The sequence below is a fragment of the Streptosporangium sp. NPDC000563 genome, from assembly GCF_040299985.1.
Classification (GTDB): domain Bacteria; phylum Actinomycetota; class Actinomycetes; order Streptosporangiales; family Streptosporangiaceae; genus Streptosporangium.
The window spans coordinates 1-13,593 of record NZ_JBEPDA010000006.1 but is presented as its reverse complement, the minus strand read 5'-3'; the positions used below and the strand labels follow the sequence as shown (position 1 = coordinate 13,593).

11 protein-coding genes are annotated in these 13,593 nt (G+C 69.4%); all 11 read right to left on the bottom strand.

What is annotated here, in order from left to right:
• Positions 1-30 precede the first annotated feature (30 nt).
• The 11 genes from ABT352_RS17190 to ABT352_RS17140 all read right to left on the bottom strand — a co-directional run bounded on the left by ABT352_RS17190 (position 31) and on the right by ABT352_RS17140 (position 13,344).
• A complete protein-coding gene (locus ABT352_RS17190; RefSeq protein ID WP_350945813.1) occupies positions 31-810 on the bottom strand; it encodes a TIGR03936 family radical SAM-associated protein in 780 nt (259 codons plus the stop codon).
• Between the two features lie 101 nt (positions 811-911).
• A complete protein-coding gene (locus ABT352_RS17185; protein WP_350945812.1) occupies positions 912-2,822 on the bottom strand; it encodes a TIGR03960 family B12-binding radical SAM protein in 1,911 nt (636 codons plus the stop codon).
• Positions 2,823-2,900: 78 nt separating this feature from the next.
• The gene (rodA, locus tag ABT352_RS17180; protein ID WP_350945811.1) at positions 2,901-3,992 is read right to left on the bottom strand and encodes a rod shape-determining protein RodA; all 1,092 of its coding nucleotides are present in this window, start codon (positions 3,990-3,992) and stop codon (positions 2,901-2,903) included.
• A gap of 112 nt (positions 3,993-4,104) precedes the next feature.
• A complete protein-coding gene (mrdA, locus tag ABT352_RS17175) occupies positions 4,105-6,168 on the bottom strand; it encodes a penicillin-binding protein 2 (protein WP_350945810.1) in 2,064 nt (687 codons plus the stop codon).
• Between the two features lie 109 nt (positions 6,169-6,277).
• On the bottom strand, positions 6,278-6,805 hold the full coding sequence (gene mreD / locus ABT352_RS17170) for a rod shape-determining protein MreD (protein ID WP_350945809.1): 528 nt from the start codon (positions 6,803-6,805) through the stop codon (positions 6,278-6,280).
• A 4-nt stretch (positions 6,806-6,809) separates the two neighbouring features.
• Positions 6,810-7,856 (bottom strand): rod shape-determining protein MreC, encoded by a 1,047-nt coding sequence (gene mreC / locus ABT352_RS17165; RefSeq protein WP_350945808.1) that lies wholly within the window; start codon positions 7,854-7,856, stop codon positions 6,810-6,812.
• Complete coding sequence (locus tag ABT352_RS17160) at positions 7,856-8,887, bottom strand: rod shape-determining protein (protein WP_350945807.1); 1,032 nt, start codon at positions 8,885-8,887, stop codon at positions 7,856-7,858. Before ABT352_RS17160 ends, mreC begins: the two co-directional genes overlap by 1 nt.
• A 192-nt stretch (positions 8,888-9,079) precedes the next feature.
• The gene (ndk, locus tag ABT352_RS17155; protein WP_350945806.1) at positions 9,080-9,490 is read right to left on the bottom strand and encodes a nucleoside-diphosphate kinase; all 411 of its coding nucleotides are present in this window, start codon (positions 9,488-9,490) and stop codon (positions 9,080-9,082) included.
• Positions 9,491-9,581: 91 nt separating this feature from the next.
• Positions 9,582-11,522 (bottom strand): hypothetical protein, encoded by a 1,941-nt coding sequence (locus ABT352_RS17150; RefSeq protein ID WP_350945805.1) that lies wholly within the window; start codon positions 11,520-11,522, stop codon positions 9,582-9,584.
• Positions 11,523-11,533: 11 nt separating this feature from the next.
• Positions 11,534-11,872: a DUF4233 domain-containing protein gene (locus ABT352_RS17145; protein WP_350945804.1), complete on the bottom strand. Its 339-nt coding sequence runs from the start codon at positions 11,870-11,872 to the stop codon at positions 11,534-11,536.
• Between the two features lie 179 nt (positions 11,873-12,051).
• Complete coding sequence (locus tag ABT352_RS17140; RefSeq protein ID WP_350946103.1) at positions 12,052-13,344, bottom strand: bifunctional folylpolyglutamate synthase/dihydrofolate synthase; 1,293 nt, start codon at positions 13,342-13,344, stop codon at positions 12,052-12,054.
• Positions 13,345-13,593 lie beyond the last annotated feature (249 nt).

Genomic DNA, 13,593 nt, shown 5'->3' with positions numbered 1-13,593 from the left:
TCCGCCAGGCCTGGGGCCCGGCGCCAAGTCCTATATGTCGCCGCCGACGTGCCTGCCCACCGGTTCCGCTTCGCCGCCGCGCGTGATGTCGCGGTCCAGGCCGAACGGATCGGCGGGCTCACCGGTGTGAACGTCCAGCGGGCCCTGCGCCAGCCTGGTCACCTCGGGGGGCACCGGCGGCGCGAAGTCAGCCACAAGACGCAGTCCAGTGAGAACGTCGTCGGGTCGAACGGCAGGAGTTTCGTGCCGTACAACCATGCGAAGTATGACACATGGCTGACTGGACGCCTGACCTGCTGTTGTCTCTGTTACCTCAAATACCGTGAGGCTCAGCACCGCTTCACGTGCGTCGAAGCGCCGCATCCCCTTCTTCGTAAGGCGTTCGACCTCGACGTGTTCCGTGGCGAGGAATTTCTCGACCGCGGCCCCGGCGAGGGCGGAATCGGCTCCTCGAAGCCGCAGCTCCCACGCCGAGCACTCCATCCGGTCGGCCAGGCTCGCGGAGCCCGCCTCGACGACGTCGAGCACGTCGAGACCGGGAGGCAGTGAGGTGTCCAGAGCGGCTCGCAGCCTGCCGGGATCACACTCACGCGTCACACTGATCTCGAAGTATTCGGCCTCGCTGGCGACCCCGGTGGGGGCGGCCGCTCCCACATAGGAGATCTTCGGGTGGGGCGAGAAGCCCGCGCTGAACGCCACCGGGACGTCGGCTCTCCGGACCGCCCGTTCGAGGGCCCGGGTGATGTCACGGTGACTGGTGAAGCGCAGGCGGCCGCGCTTGGCGTAGCGAACGCGCAGGCGCTGCACCACGGGCGCGGGCGGCGGCCCGTCAGGAGCGGGTTTCAGGGTGGTGTCGTCCTTCCCGAATCGTGGTCGTCGTTTCCGGAGGCGGTGCTCACGCGCCGCCCACCTCAGACAACCGTGAGTGGCAGCAGCTTCTTCCCGGTGGGCCCGATCTGGATCTCGGTGCCCATCGTGGGGCAGACGCCGCAGTCGTAGCACGGGGTCCAGCGGCAGTCCTCGACCTCGACGTCGTTGACCGCGTCCTGCCAGTCCTGCCAGAGCCACTCGCGGTCGAGCCCGGCGTCGAGATGGTCCCAGGGCAGGACCTCGTTCTCCTCGCGCTCACGCGTGGTGTACCAGTCGACGTCGACGCCCACCGCGGCGGCGGCGTCCATCCAGCGCTGGTAGGAGAAGTGCTCGCTCCAGCCGTCGAAGCGGCCCCCCTCGGCCCACACCGCGCGGATGACCTTGCCGACCCGGCGGTCACCCCGGGAGAGCAGGCCCTCCACGATCGACGGCTTGCCGTCGTGGTAGCGCAGGCCGATGGCGCGGCCGTACTCCCTGTCGCCCCGCAGAGCCTCCTTCAGCGCCTTCAGCCTGCGGTCGACCGTCTCGTGGTCGGCCTGGCCCGCCCACTGGAACGGAGTGTGCGGCTTGGGAACGAAACCGCCGATGGAGACCGTGCAGCGGACGTCGCGCGACCCGGTGGCCTCCCGGCCCGCCTTGATGACCTTCTTGGCCAGATCGGCGATGCCCAGGACGTCGGCGTCCTCCTCGGTGGGCAGGCCACACATGAAGTAGAGCTTCACCTGCCGCCAACCCTGGGTGTACGCGGTGGTGACGGTCCTGATCAGGTCTTCCTCGGTGACCATCTTGTTGATCACCTTACGCATCCGCTCCGAGCCGCCCTCCGGGGCGAACGTCAGACCGGAGCGGCGGCCGTTGCGGGAGAACTCGTTCGCCAGGTCGATGTTGAAGGCGTCGACCCGGGTCGAGGGCAGCGACAGGGAGGTGTTGGTGCCCTCGTAGCGGTCGGCCAGCCCCTTGGCGACCTCGCCGATCTCGGAGTGGTCGGCCGAGGAGAGCGACAACAGGCCGACCTCGTTGAACCCGGAGGCCTTGACGCCCGCCTCGACCATGTCGCCGATCGTGGTGATCGAGCGCTCGCGCACCGGACGGGTGATCATGCCGGCCTGGCAGAACCGGCACCCACGGGTGCAGCCGCGGAAGATCTCCACACTGAACCGCTCGTGCACGGTCTCGGCCAGCGGGACCAGCGGCTTCTTGGGATAGGGCCACTCGTCCAGATCCATCACGGTGTGCTTGTGGATCCGCCACGGCACCCCCGACCTGTTGGGCGTGACCCGCTGGATCCGGCCGTCGGCGTGGTAGTCGACGTCGTAGAACTTCGGCACGTAGACCCCGCCGGACTCGGCCAGCCGCATCAGCAGCTCGTCGCGCCCTCCGGGCGAGCCCTCGCTCTTCCACTCGCGGATCACCTCGGTGATCGCGATGGCGACCTGCTCCCCGTCGCCCAGCACGGCGGCGTCGAGGAAGTCGGCGATCGGCTCGGGATTGAACGCCGCGTGCCCACCGGCCAGCACGATCGGGTCGTCGTCGCCCCGGTCGGCCGCCTCCAGCGGGATGCCCGCCAGATCCAGCGCGGTCAGCATGTTGGTGTAGCCGAGCTCGGTCGAGAAGGAGAGTCCGAGCACGTCGAACGCCCTCACCGGCCGGTGCGCGTCGACCGTGAACTGCGGCACGCCCTCGGAACGCATGAGCGCCTCGAGGTCGGGCCAGACCGCGTAGGTCCGCTCGGCCAGCGTCTCCGGCAGTTCGTTGAGGATCTCGTAGAGGATCTGGACACCCTGGTTGGGCAGGCCCACCTCGTAGGCGTCCGGATACATCAGCGCCCAGCGGACCGTGCTCTCGTCCCAGTCCTTGACGGTCGAGTTGAGCTCACCTCCCACATACTGGATCGGCTTCTGCACTCTGGGCAGGAGCGCTTCCAGGCGGGGAAACAACGACTCGACAGACATGCCGTCAAGAATATCCGCCTGGAGAGGGTGCCACAGGCGGGCCGCTCCGCAGCGGGGCCGGAGCGGGCACCGGACTCCTCAGCTGAACGACGGTTGCCTGCGCATATGGATCGCCTGGAGCAGCCCGAAGGCGATCATGTTGGCGAAGGTGGCGGTACCGCCGTAGGAGACGAACGGCAGGGGAAGGCCCGTGATCGGCATGATCCCGATCGTCATCCCGATGTTGACGAACGACTGGAAGGCCAGCCAGCACACGATCGAACCGGCCATCAGCGCGCCGAACCGGTCGTCGCACTCGCGCGCGATCCGCACCCCCCGCAGCAGGATCACCCCGATCAGCGCCACCACCGTGACCGAGCCGAGGAATCCGAACTCCTCCCCCGCCACCGTGAAGACGAAGTCGGTGTGCTGCTCGGGCACGAAACGACCGGTGGTCTGGCCACCCCCGAACAACCCCTTGCCGAACACCTCCCCCGATCCGATCGCGATCAGCGACTGGGTGCTGTTGTAGCCGACGCCACGCGGGTCACTGGCCGGGTTGAGGAACGCGGTGAACCGGGCGATCTGGTACGGCTCCAGGACATCGAGGAGCCACACGGCCACCCCAGCACCGATCACGCTGAGGGTGAGCCCGGCGATCCAGCGCTTGCGGACCCCCGCCACCACCATCGTGCCGGCCGTGATCACCCCGATGACCATCGTGGTGCCCAGGTCGGGCTGGAGCATCACCAGGCCCATGGTGAAGGAGGACACCGCCAGCGCGATCACGACATCGAGGTTGCGCGGCCGGTCGGTGCCCCTGGCCTGCTGGGCCAGCAGCATGGCGAGCATCAGCACCAGCCCCAGTTTGGCGAACTCGGAGGGCTGGAACGCGAAACCGCCCCCCAGCATGATCCATGAGTGGGCGCCGTTCACGGTGCTGCCAAGCGGTGTGATCACCAGGATCAGCCCGATCAGCGTCACCCCGTAGATCAGCGGCGCGAAGATCCGCAGCGCGCGATGGTCCACCATCGCGGCCGTGCCGGCCAGCACGGCCCCGATGACGAGGTTGAGGATGTGCTTCTTGACCAGCCCGGTGGAGCCGGGCGCCCAGGTCCTGGTCGACGACCAGACGAGCATCGTGCCGATCACCGCGAGCGCGACCACGGCGACCAGCATCAATCCGTCCATCCGGCCCACCGTGGAGACCGCCGCCACCGTCCGGCCGGTGAGGGACGTCCTCGGCGGCGCCGCCCGACTCACGCGGCCTCACTCGCGGACGTCACCGCCGCCGATACGGGGGTCATCGCGACACCGTCCCATCCTTGGCGATCACCGGAAGAGCCCTCGCGGGGCGCCCACCCGGCAGGATGGAGGAGGACGGTTTCCCGTCAGGCTTGAACCCGTAGATGCCCTCGTAGATCTTCCGTACCGCCGGAGCCGCGGTCTGACCGCCCATCCCGCCCTGGGACACCATGGCGACGATCACGAACCGCGGGTTGTTCGTCGGGGCGAACGAGGCGAACCACGACGTGTCGGCCTTGCCGTAGACCTCGGCGGTGCCGGTCTTCCCACCGATCTTGACCTTGTCCATGGGAAACCCCGCGAAGGCCCCGGCGGCGGTGCCGTCGGAGGCGACCTCGCTCAACGCCCCCTTGATGTAGTCCCGCTCCTCCCGCGTGATCGGCAACTTGCCCACCACCGGCACCTTGATCTCCTTGACCTTGGTCCCGTCGGGACGCACCAGCGCCCAGGCCACCCTGGGACTGCGCAGCCTGCCGTCCCCGACCAGTGCCGCGTAGGCCGCCGCCAACTGCAGCGGCGTCACCAGCACGTCGCCCTGCCCGATGGAGAAGTTGGCGGCGTCACCCGGCCGCCACTGGAATCCCTCCAGGCAGTTCTCGTACGCCAGCCGTTTGAGGAAGGCCGCCCTGCTGGGGCTGCTCTTGGCCACCTCCGGATAACCGGTCTTGGCCCGCCGGCAGTTGTCCTCCTTCGTCACCGCCCAGAGCGCCTTCTTCCATGCCCGGTCGGGAATCCTGCCCGGCGACTCGCCCGGCAGGTCGACGCCGGTGGGGCGGCCGAACCCGTAGGCACGCGCCATGTTCGCCATCGGCTCCTTGGGCCTCCCCTTGGGATCGAGACCGCCGTCGCGCAGCCACTGCTCGTACGCCGCCCGATAGAAGATCGTGTCGCACGACTTCACCAGCGCCGTGTGCAGGTCGAGGGTGCCCAGTCCGATGCCGCGGAAGTTGTTGAACGGCCGGTCGCCCACCATGTAGGACCCCGGGCAGTCGTACTTGCCGTGCAGTGGATAGCCGTCCCTGAGCATCGCCGACACCGACGACACCTTGAACGTCGAACCGGGCGCGAACTCGCCCTTGATCGCCCGCGACACCAGTGGCTTGCCGGTCTTGCCCGACAGCAACCGCTGGTACTCCGCCTCCGAGATGCCTCCGGTCCAGACCGCCGGATCATACGTCGGCGCGCTGGCCAGCGCGATCACCCGGCTGGTCTTCGCGTCCAGCACCACCGCCGCCGCCCCGTCTGCCTTGGGCGCGCCCTTCATCGCCTCGGCCAGCGCCTTTTCCGCCAAGGTCTGCACCCTGGCGTCGATGCTGGTGATGAGCGTGTCGCCCGGGATCGGCGGCACGTGCCGCTCCACCCCGATGACCTTGCCCAGCCGGTCGACCTGCACCCGCCTCATCCCGGGCGTCCCCCGCAGCGGCACGTCGTAGACCGACTCCAGTCCGTCCCTGCCCACCAGGTCGACCCCGGAGAACGCCGCCCTGAGCCCGTCGCGCTTGTCCAGCTCCTCCTGCGTGATCGGCTGCAGGTAGCCGAGCGCCTGCGCGCCCGCGCCCTTGCGCGGATACTCCCGCACGGCCTGCACCTCGGCCGTGACGCCGGGGAACTCCTCCTGCCGTTCCAGGATCTGCAGGGCCTCGCGCGTGGTCACGTCGACGTCGATGGGGATCGGCTGGTACGGGGATCCCGGCCAGCACGGACGGGCGACCCCGGGCCCGCACGCCCTGATCCGCTCCCGCAACTCGCCGGGACGGCGGTCGAGCACGGCGGCGAGCCTCTTGATCACCTCCTCGCCGTTGCCCGCCATCCGGTTCAGGCGGGTGCGGTCGACCGAGACCACCAGGGTGGTCCGGTTGCGCACCAGTGGACGGCCCGTCGCGTCGAGGATCTGTCCGCGCACCGCCGGGACGACGACATCACGCGTACGCGTCTCGGTCGCTGCCTCCACGTACTCCCGGCCACTCACCACCTGCACCTGCCAGAGCCGCACCGCGAGCAACGCCAGCATCGACACCACGATCACCTGCACCACGACCAGGCGCCCTCGCATCAGGCCCATGACCGCTCCTCCCCGCACACCTCGCGGAAACCCCCCGTCCACGCCCCGCCGAACCCCTCGCGGCGCACGCACCGGGAACCCCACCGCGCACGATGCCGCGTACGTGATCTCATGCACGACTCCGCATGGCCGAGCGGGGCATCTGGATGGGGCGCGGCTCCGGCCCCTTGACGACCCTTCGCACCATCCACACCACCGGTGGCGCGGCTAGCAGGTTGTAGATCATCGCCTGTGGCAGCACCGCCGTGAGCATGGACACACCGGCCCGCGGATCCCCCACCAGGGCGCCGGTCACCAGGGCGACCACGGGACCGGCGATCGCGCAGGCCAGCGCCGCGAGCGGCCCCGCGGCCGGCCGGCTCTCCACCGCCCGTCCCGCCATGAAGCCGATGAGGCAGAACACGAGCGCGTTGTGCCCGAGCAGATGCGCCGCGGGCGGCAGCAGGTCGCTGACGAGGCCGGCGGCGAAGCCCATGACGGCCCCCGCTGCGGCCCCGCGTGCCAGCGCGTACCCCACCACGGCGAGCAACACCAGATCCGGCGCGGCATGCCCCGGCAGCGGCAGCCTGTTGACGACGGTCACCTGGAGGATCATGATCCCCAAAAGCAGCGCCACGAACATCGCGTTGCGCCCCATCCCCTCAGGCCCCCTCTCGCCGGCCACGGGGAACCCCCGCCTCTCGCCGACCGGACTCAGAGGTGGAGTCGACCTCGGAGTCGGAGCCGTCCTCGGAGCCGTCCTCGGAGCCGGGCCCGGACTCGGCGTCGGACTCGGGTGAGCGCGGCGTGGACCGCCCCGGTGCCGAGACCTTCGCCTTGCGCGGGGCCGGCGGAAGCACCGTGTCACGCGGGTCGCGCTGCGGCGCCTGCACCACCACCCCGACCACGTCCAGCGAGGTGAGATCCGCGGACGGCCGCGCGTACGCGATGCGGGTCAGCTCACCCGGCGTGGCCTCCACCCGCTCCACCACCCCGATCGGCACCCCCGCCACATACGGTGCGCCGCGCTGGGAACCAAAGCTCACGATGCGATGCCCCGGGGTGATCGGCGCGGTCGAGTCGAGCAGCCGGAAGCGGACCAGGCGACCGTTCTCCCCCACGCCGTGCACCACCCCGATCTCGTTGCTGCCCTCCAGCCTGGCCCCGGCCGCCGAGGCGGGGTCACTGAGCAGAACCACCGTCGAGGTGGACGGGCCCACCTGAACCACCCTGCCGACCAGGCCATCGGCATTCAAAACGGTCATCTCCGGACGCACTCCGTCGGCGCGCCCCACGTCGAGCTCGACGGCCTCCTCGAACCCGGGAGCGCCGCGCCGAGCGATCACCTGGGTGGTCAGGATCTTGTATCCGCCGGTCCCCGCCACACCGAGCAGCCTGCGAAGCTCCCTGGAGCGCTCCCGGTCGAGGCTCTGCGTCGCCAGATCGTGCCTGAGTCGCTGGTTCTCCGCGTGCAGCCTCTCGATCCGGCTCCGCGCCGAGGGAGCCTCGGCCATCGCCTCGAAGAACTCGCCGACCGGTCGTACGAGTCCCGCCCCCGCGCTCTCCGCGGCGCCGAACAACGTCGTGCCGACCGTCCTGAGCGGACCGAACGGCGACTCCGTGACCGAACGGTGGTCGATGGTCACGAGCACGAGTGCGGAGGCGAGCAGCAGCCCCAGGTTGACCCGTGCCCTGCGGGTGTCCTTCATCAGTGCCGCGGCTCGGGGACCAGGACCTGCTGCAGGGCGTCGAAGTCCTCGACACACTTGCCCGAGCCGAGCGCGACGGAGTCGAGGGCGTTGTCGACGAGGTGAATCGGCATGCCCGTCTCCGCCTTCAGCCGCTCGTCCATGCCCTTGAGAAGCGCACCGCCCCCGGTGAGGGCGATCCCGCGGTCCATCAGGTCTCCGGAAAGCTCGGGCGGGCATTTGTCGAGCGTGGTCTTGACCGCGTCGACGATCACGTTCAGCGGCTCCTCGATGGCCTTGCGGATCTCCGCGGCCGATACCACGATCGTCTTGGGCAGGCCGCTGACCAGGTCGCGGCCCCGGATCTCGGCGTGGCTCTCCTCGGGGAGCGTGCACGCGGAACCGATCGCCATCTTGATCTCCTCGGAGGTGCGCTCACCGAGCATCAGCGAGTATTCCTTCTTCGCGAAGGTGATGATCGCCTGATCGAGCTCGTCGCCGCCCACCCTGATCGACTGGCTGGTGACCACACCGCCCATCGAGATGATCGCCACCTCGGTGGTCCCGCCGCCTATGTCGATCACCATGTTGCCGGTGGGCTCGTGCACGGGAAGCCCGGCGCCGATCGCGGCCGCCATGGGCTCCTCGACGATGTAGACCCTGCGCGCACCCGCCTGGTAACCGGCCTCCTTGACCGCTCGCTGCTCGACACCGGTGATCCCGCTCGGCACGGCGATGATGATGCGCGGCTTGGCGAAGTGGCGGCGCTTGTGCACCCGCTGGATGAAGTAGCGCAGCATGCGCTCGGTGACGTCGAAGTCGGCGATGACGCCGTCCTTGAGCGGGCGGATGGCCACGATGTTGCCGGGAGTGCGGCCTATCATCCGCTTGGCCTCGATACCAACGGCCACGATCTTCCCCGTCGCGGTGTTGATCGCTACGACGGACGGCTCGTTGAGCACGATCCCGCGGCCCCGCACATACACGAGGGTGTTCGCGGTGCCGAGGTCGACCGCCATGTCACGGCCCAGAAAAGCAAGATTGCTGCCCATGAGGAAGGCCGGCCTCCTTCCGTCAGGTCGTCGGCGAAAACTACGGAACGCACTCGAATCGTAACGTGACGTACCCACCGTTGAGCGCAATGAGGCGGCCTGCCGCAGCAAAATCTTGGGTTAACCGAACAAGGCGGGCCCCGCCGTCCACAAGGACGGCGGGGCCCGGCAATCGCGGCGAAAGCGCGTGTTCTAGAAGCGATCCGGGAAGAAGATCTTGATCTCCCTCGCGGCGGACTCGGGAGAGTCGGAGCCGTGCACGACGTTCTCGCCGATCTCCAGGGCGTGGTCGCCGCGGATGGTGCCGGGCGCGGACTTGACGGGGTCGGTGAGGCCCGCGAGACCGCGGAAGGCCTCGATGGCCCGCGGCCCCTCAAGCACCAGCGCGACCAGCGGGCCGGAGGTGATGAACTCCACCAGCTCGCCGAAGAACGGCCGCTCGGAGTGCTCCGCGTAGTGCGTCTTGGCGGTCTCGACGTCCAGGGTGCGCAGCTCCAGCGCCACGACCTTCAGCCCCTTGCGCTCGACACGGGCGATCACATCGCCGATGAGACCACGCGCCACACCATCGGGCTTGATCAGGACAAGAGTGCGCTCGGACACTGGAGTTCTCCTTTGAACATGTATGGGTCGCGGACTGCGGTAATCGCGCGAAGTTTACCGTCCTTCGTGCGATTACCCGTGGTCGGCGAGGTCACTGGAGGGCAGGCCCACTTCCCGGACCGTCCTCGGGCGAGGGCGCGGGCGGGGGCACCACCACGGGCGGCGCGACGACCTTCTCCGGCTCGGCCTCCGTCTCCGGCTCGGGGTCGCGCTCGGGAACACGGTCGGGCTCGTGCCGGGGCCTGGGTCTCCCGCCCTTGCCCACCCCCTGCCCTCCCCCGGTGACGGCCGCGGACCCGCCCTTGGATCCGGTCGCGGCCATAGGTCCCGCCTCGGGATTAGGACGGCCCTGCGGCCTCGGTGCGGCCTCGGACCGTGGCCGCACCACCCCGTGTCCCACCTGCCCGTCCTGTTCGGACCGCCCGGGCTGCCCGGCCCGCTCGGACGGCTTGACCTGCCTGGAAAAACCGACCCTTCCGGGAGGTCCCGACGCCGTGGCGGCCGGCCACGCGCCACCGGCGGAATCGGCCTCCCCGGCGGGAGGAGGCACCAGCCCGGAAGTGGATCGCGCCGCGGGCGAGAAGCCGCCCGCACCTGCCGGAGTGTCCCGGGTGTCCCCCGGGCTCACCGGGGTGCCTGGCAGGAGGCGAGCCAGAACGGCGCCGAGCACGATCACCACGAGCACCAGTCCGCCCCCGAGCAGTGCCCACAGGTGCAGGGCGTCCACGAACCCGTCGACCAGCGCCTGCGGGGTCGTGGCGTCCTTCAGGCGGTTGACCTGGACGCCACTGCCCAGCAGAAAGCCCACGAGTACCGCGGGGAAGAACAGCGACAGCGCCAGAAGCGCCGCCCCCTCGCCGCAGGATCGCAACGCACCGGTGAGCGCCACCGAGGCACCGCCCGCGAGCAGCGCGAACGGGAGGATCAGCGGGAGCCCGCCCGGGGCGGGAAGAAACAGCCGCACGGCGCACAGGCCCGCGACCATCACCACGAGCCCACCCGCGGTGACCATGGGCATGGCCGCGTCGCCCAGCCGGTTCGCCGACAGCGCGGACAGGAGGCCCACCAACGCGGCGATCACGAAGGCCGGCCACAGGCCGGACAGCCCCGGTCCTCCCAGCCCTCCGAGTTCGACGTAGGTGATCTGGGCTGCGGTGGGCAGGGCGACGACGCCGACCGCGATCATCGCGTAGGCCGGCGCCCGACCGGCGGCCCCCTTCGAGACACCGGAGGAGGCCAGGGCGAGCAGGACGAGGATGGACACCAGCGCCGCACGGATCACCAGATTCGGTGACCAGTCGAACGTGCTGCCCAGAGCCAGGGCCGCGACGCCCGCGGCGGGCACGACCACCCACAGCGTGCGTCCGCGTTCGGCGACGACCGGAACGGGGCCCGTGCCGCCCTCGCCCTCCTTCAACCACAGCACCAGATGGAGCGCGGCGAGGGCGAGCGCGACCCCGGTGAGCATCGGGTACGGCTGGAGGGTGACGCGCCAGGAGTCGACCTGGTCGAGGGGCCACAGCGCGAGCGCCTGAGCGGCCAGCAGGCTACCCGTCAACACGGCCGCCCACACGGCCCGCAGGAGCGTCGAACGCCCCCGGACGGCCATCAGGGTGGCGGGGACCAGCAGGCCCGCTCCGACCCCGTGCAGGACCCGCAGGACCCCTACCAGCGCCGTTGACCCGGCGTATCCGCCGGCGACGTCGGCGAAGGCGAGCAGGGTCAGCCCGGCGACCATCATCGGGGCCGCCCTCATCCGGTGCACGGCCACCGCCGCCACCGGCACGGTCAGGACCATCGCGGGAAGCGCCAGCCCGTGCGCTCTGATCATCGCTATCTGCGAGATGTCCGGCGGCAGGAGGGCGGCGACCACCGAGATGGTGTTGGGAATGGCGACGATCGCCAGCGGCAGCACTACCGCGACGAGCAGTCCGAGGACAACGTCGATCATCAGGGAGACCCGGAGCACGCGCACCAGGCCGGTGGGCCCGGCGGGCACCGCCCGAGTCGGCTGGATGGGAGGGACGGCCATGTTGGCCGACTTTAGCGAGAAGTCACGCCCTCGACACGGCGAGCGACGAATATCGCCGTGATCCACAGCGCGGCGAAGATCACCCCGAGGAAGAACATCGCCGGGACCATGAAGCCGGAGGCGATGGTGAGCACCTGGATGACGCTTCCCGCGAGGTAGGCGAAAGGCCGCCTGAGCAGGCCGATCACCACCACGCAGAGGAGCGCCAGGCCGAGGCCGACGGTGAACGCGAGGGTCGGTTCGACGCCTTGGATGTTGATCGCGACCGGCGTGAACAGACCGACGACTATGGCCTGCATGCCGAGCACGCTGGCGCAGAGACGCCTCATCCCGGGAGTGACCGTGATCATCTTCTGTCCTTCCGGAGTCGCCACGACCGCGCCCGACGACCCGCCACGCCCGACCGGCTCATCCCGCCTCGCCCGCTCACTGTGACCTGTCTACTCACTGCGCCCCGTCCGCCCGACTTGTCCAATAAGAGCGTTTTTCGGCTTATCACGCTCTTGGCCGTTCGCGGTGTCCTGCTCGCTCACTGTGCCTCGTCCGCCTTGAGCAGAAGTCGCGCGTCACCGGCGGTCACCACCGACCCGGTGATCAGAACCCCGGCCCCGCTGAACTCTCCCAGAGCGTCGACGATGCCGATCGCCCGGTCGATCGCGCTGTCCAGCCTCTCGACCTGATGCACCCGGTCAAGGCCGAAGATCTCCTCGGCCAGCGCGGCGAGATCGTCCACATCCATGGACCTCGGCGAGGAGTTCCTGGTCACCACGATCTCGTCCATCATCGGTTCCAGCAGCTCCAGGATGCCCTGGACGTCCTTGTCCTCGAACACCGCCACCACTCCGATGAGCTTCGCGAAGTCGAAGGACTCCTGCACGGCGTCCAGACTGGCCCGGATCCCCGCCGGATTGTGCGCGGCGTCGACGACCACCGTGGGCCCTCTGCGGACCACCTCAAGCCTGCCGGGCGAGCGCACCCCCAGAAACGCCTGCCGCACCAACTCCGCGTCGAGAGGCTCATCCCCACCGGTCAGCGCCTCCACCGCGGCAAGTGCGCAGGCCGCGTTGCCCGCCTGGTGAGCCCCGTAGAGGGGAAGCAGGATGTCCTCGTAGGTTCCCTTGAGCCCTTTGAGCCGGACCAACTGCCCACCGATGGCGAGTTCCCTGCTCAGCACGCCGAACTCCAGCCCCTCGCGTGCCACGGTGGCACCGACCTCGGCGGCCCGCCTCATCAGCACCGAGGCGGCGGGAAGCTCCTGCTGCGCCAGCACGGCGGTCGCCCCGGGCTTGATGATGCCGGCCTTCTCCCCTGCGATCGTCTCGACGTCGGGCCCGAGGTAGTCGACATGGTCGAGGGAGATGGGCGTGATGACCGCCACGGTGCCGTCGGCGACGTTGGTGGCGTCGGTGACGCCCCCCATCCCCGTCTCGATCACCGCCACATCCACGGGAGCATCGGCGAAGGCGGCGAACGCCATCGCGGTGAGGGTCTCGAAGAAGGAGAGCCTCCGCCCCTGTGAGTCGACCATCTCCAGGTAGGGCGCGATGTCCTCGTACACCTCGATGAAGCGCTCCTCGCTCAGCGGGACGCCGTCCACGCTGATGCGCTCGCGCATGGAAACGAGGTGAGGGCTGGTGAACCGGCCGACACGCAGGTTGCGCTCACGCAGAAGTGCTTCGATCATCCGGGTCGTACTCGACTTGCCGTTCGTACCGGCCACATGCACGACGGGATAGGAATGCTGCGGGGAACCGAGCAGGTCCACGAGCGCGGCGATCCTGTCGAGGCTGGGCTCGAAGCTCCACTCGACGCCACGCTGCATGATCGCTTGTTCAACCGCTCGATAGTCCACGTCTCCAGCCTACTGACGTCCTGGGCTGGTCCCGGACGGGCCCATGAAGAGTCCAGGGCAGGCCGCGTTCCTGCCCATGGCCAGGAACGCCGGAAAAGCCACGAGGGGAAATTCTCCGTAAAAGGAAAGGACCCCTGGAAAGCACGAAAGGCCCCCACCAACGGTGAGGGCCCTACGTGAAAGATTGTCCGGCGGTGACCTACTCTCCCACACCGTCCC

Excerpts from the sequence above, each read along its gene's own strand:
- mreC (WP_350945808.1), bottom strand. The coding sequence starts at position 7,856 with ATGAAGGACACCCGCAGGGCACGGGTCAACCTGGGGCTGCTGCTCGCC.
- mrdA (WP_350945810.1), bottom strand. The coding sequence starts at position 6,168 with ATGGGCCTGATGCGAGGGCGCCTGGTCGTGGTGCAGGTGATCGTGGTG.
- mreD (WP_350945809.1), bottom strand. The coding sequence starts at position 6,805 with ATGGGGCGCAACGCGATGTTCGTGGCGCTGCTTTTGGGGATCATGATC.
- ABT352_RS17160 (WP_350945807.1), bottom strand. The coding sequence starts at position 8,887 with ATGGGCAGCAATCTTGCTTTTCTGGGCCGTGACATGGCGGTCGACCTC.
- ABT352_RS17185 (WP_350945812.1), bottom strand. The coding sequence starts at position 2,822 with ATGTCTGTCGAGTCGTTGTTTCCCCGCCTGGAAGCGCTCCTGCCCAGA.
- ABT352_RS17145 (WP_350945804.1), bottom strand. The coding sequence starts at position 11,872 with ATGATCACGGTCACTCCCGGGATGAGGCGTCTCTGCGCCAGCGTGCTC.
- rodA (WP_350945811.1), bottom strand. The coding sequence starts at position 3,992 with ATGGACGGATTGATGCTGGTCGCCGTGGTCGCGCTCGCGGTGATCGGC.
- ABT352_RS17140 (WP_350946103.1), bottom strand. The coding sequence starts at position 13,344 with ATGCAGCGTGGCGTCGAGTGGAGCTTCGAGCCCAGCCTCGACAGGATC.
- ABT352_RS17150 (WP_350945805.1), bottom strand. The coding sequence starts at position 11,522 with ATGGCCGTCCCTCCCATCCAGCCGACTCGGGCGGTGCCCGCCGGGCCC.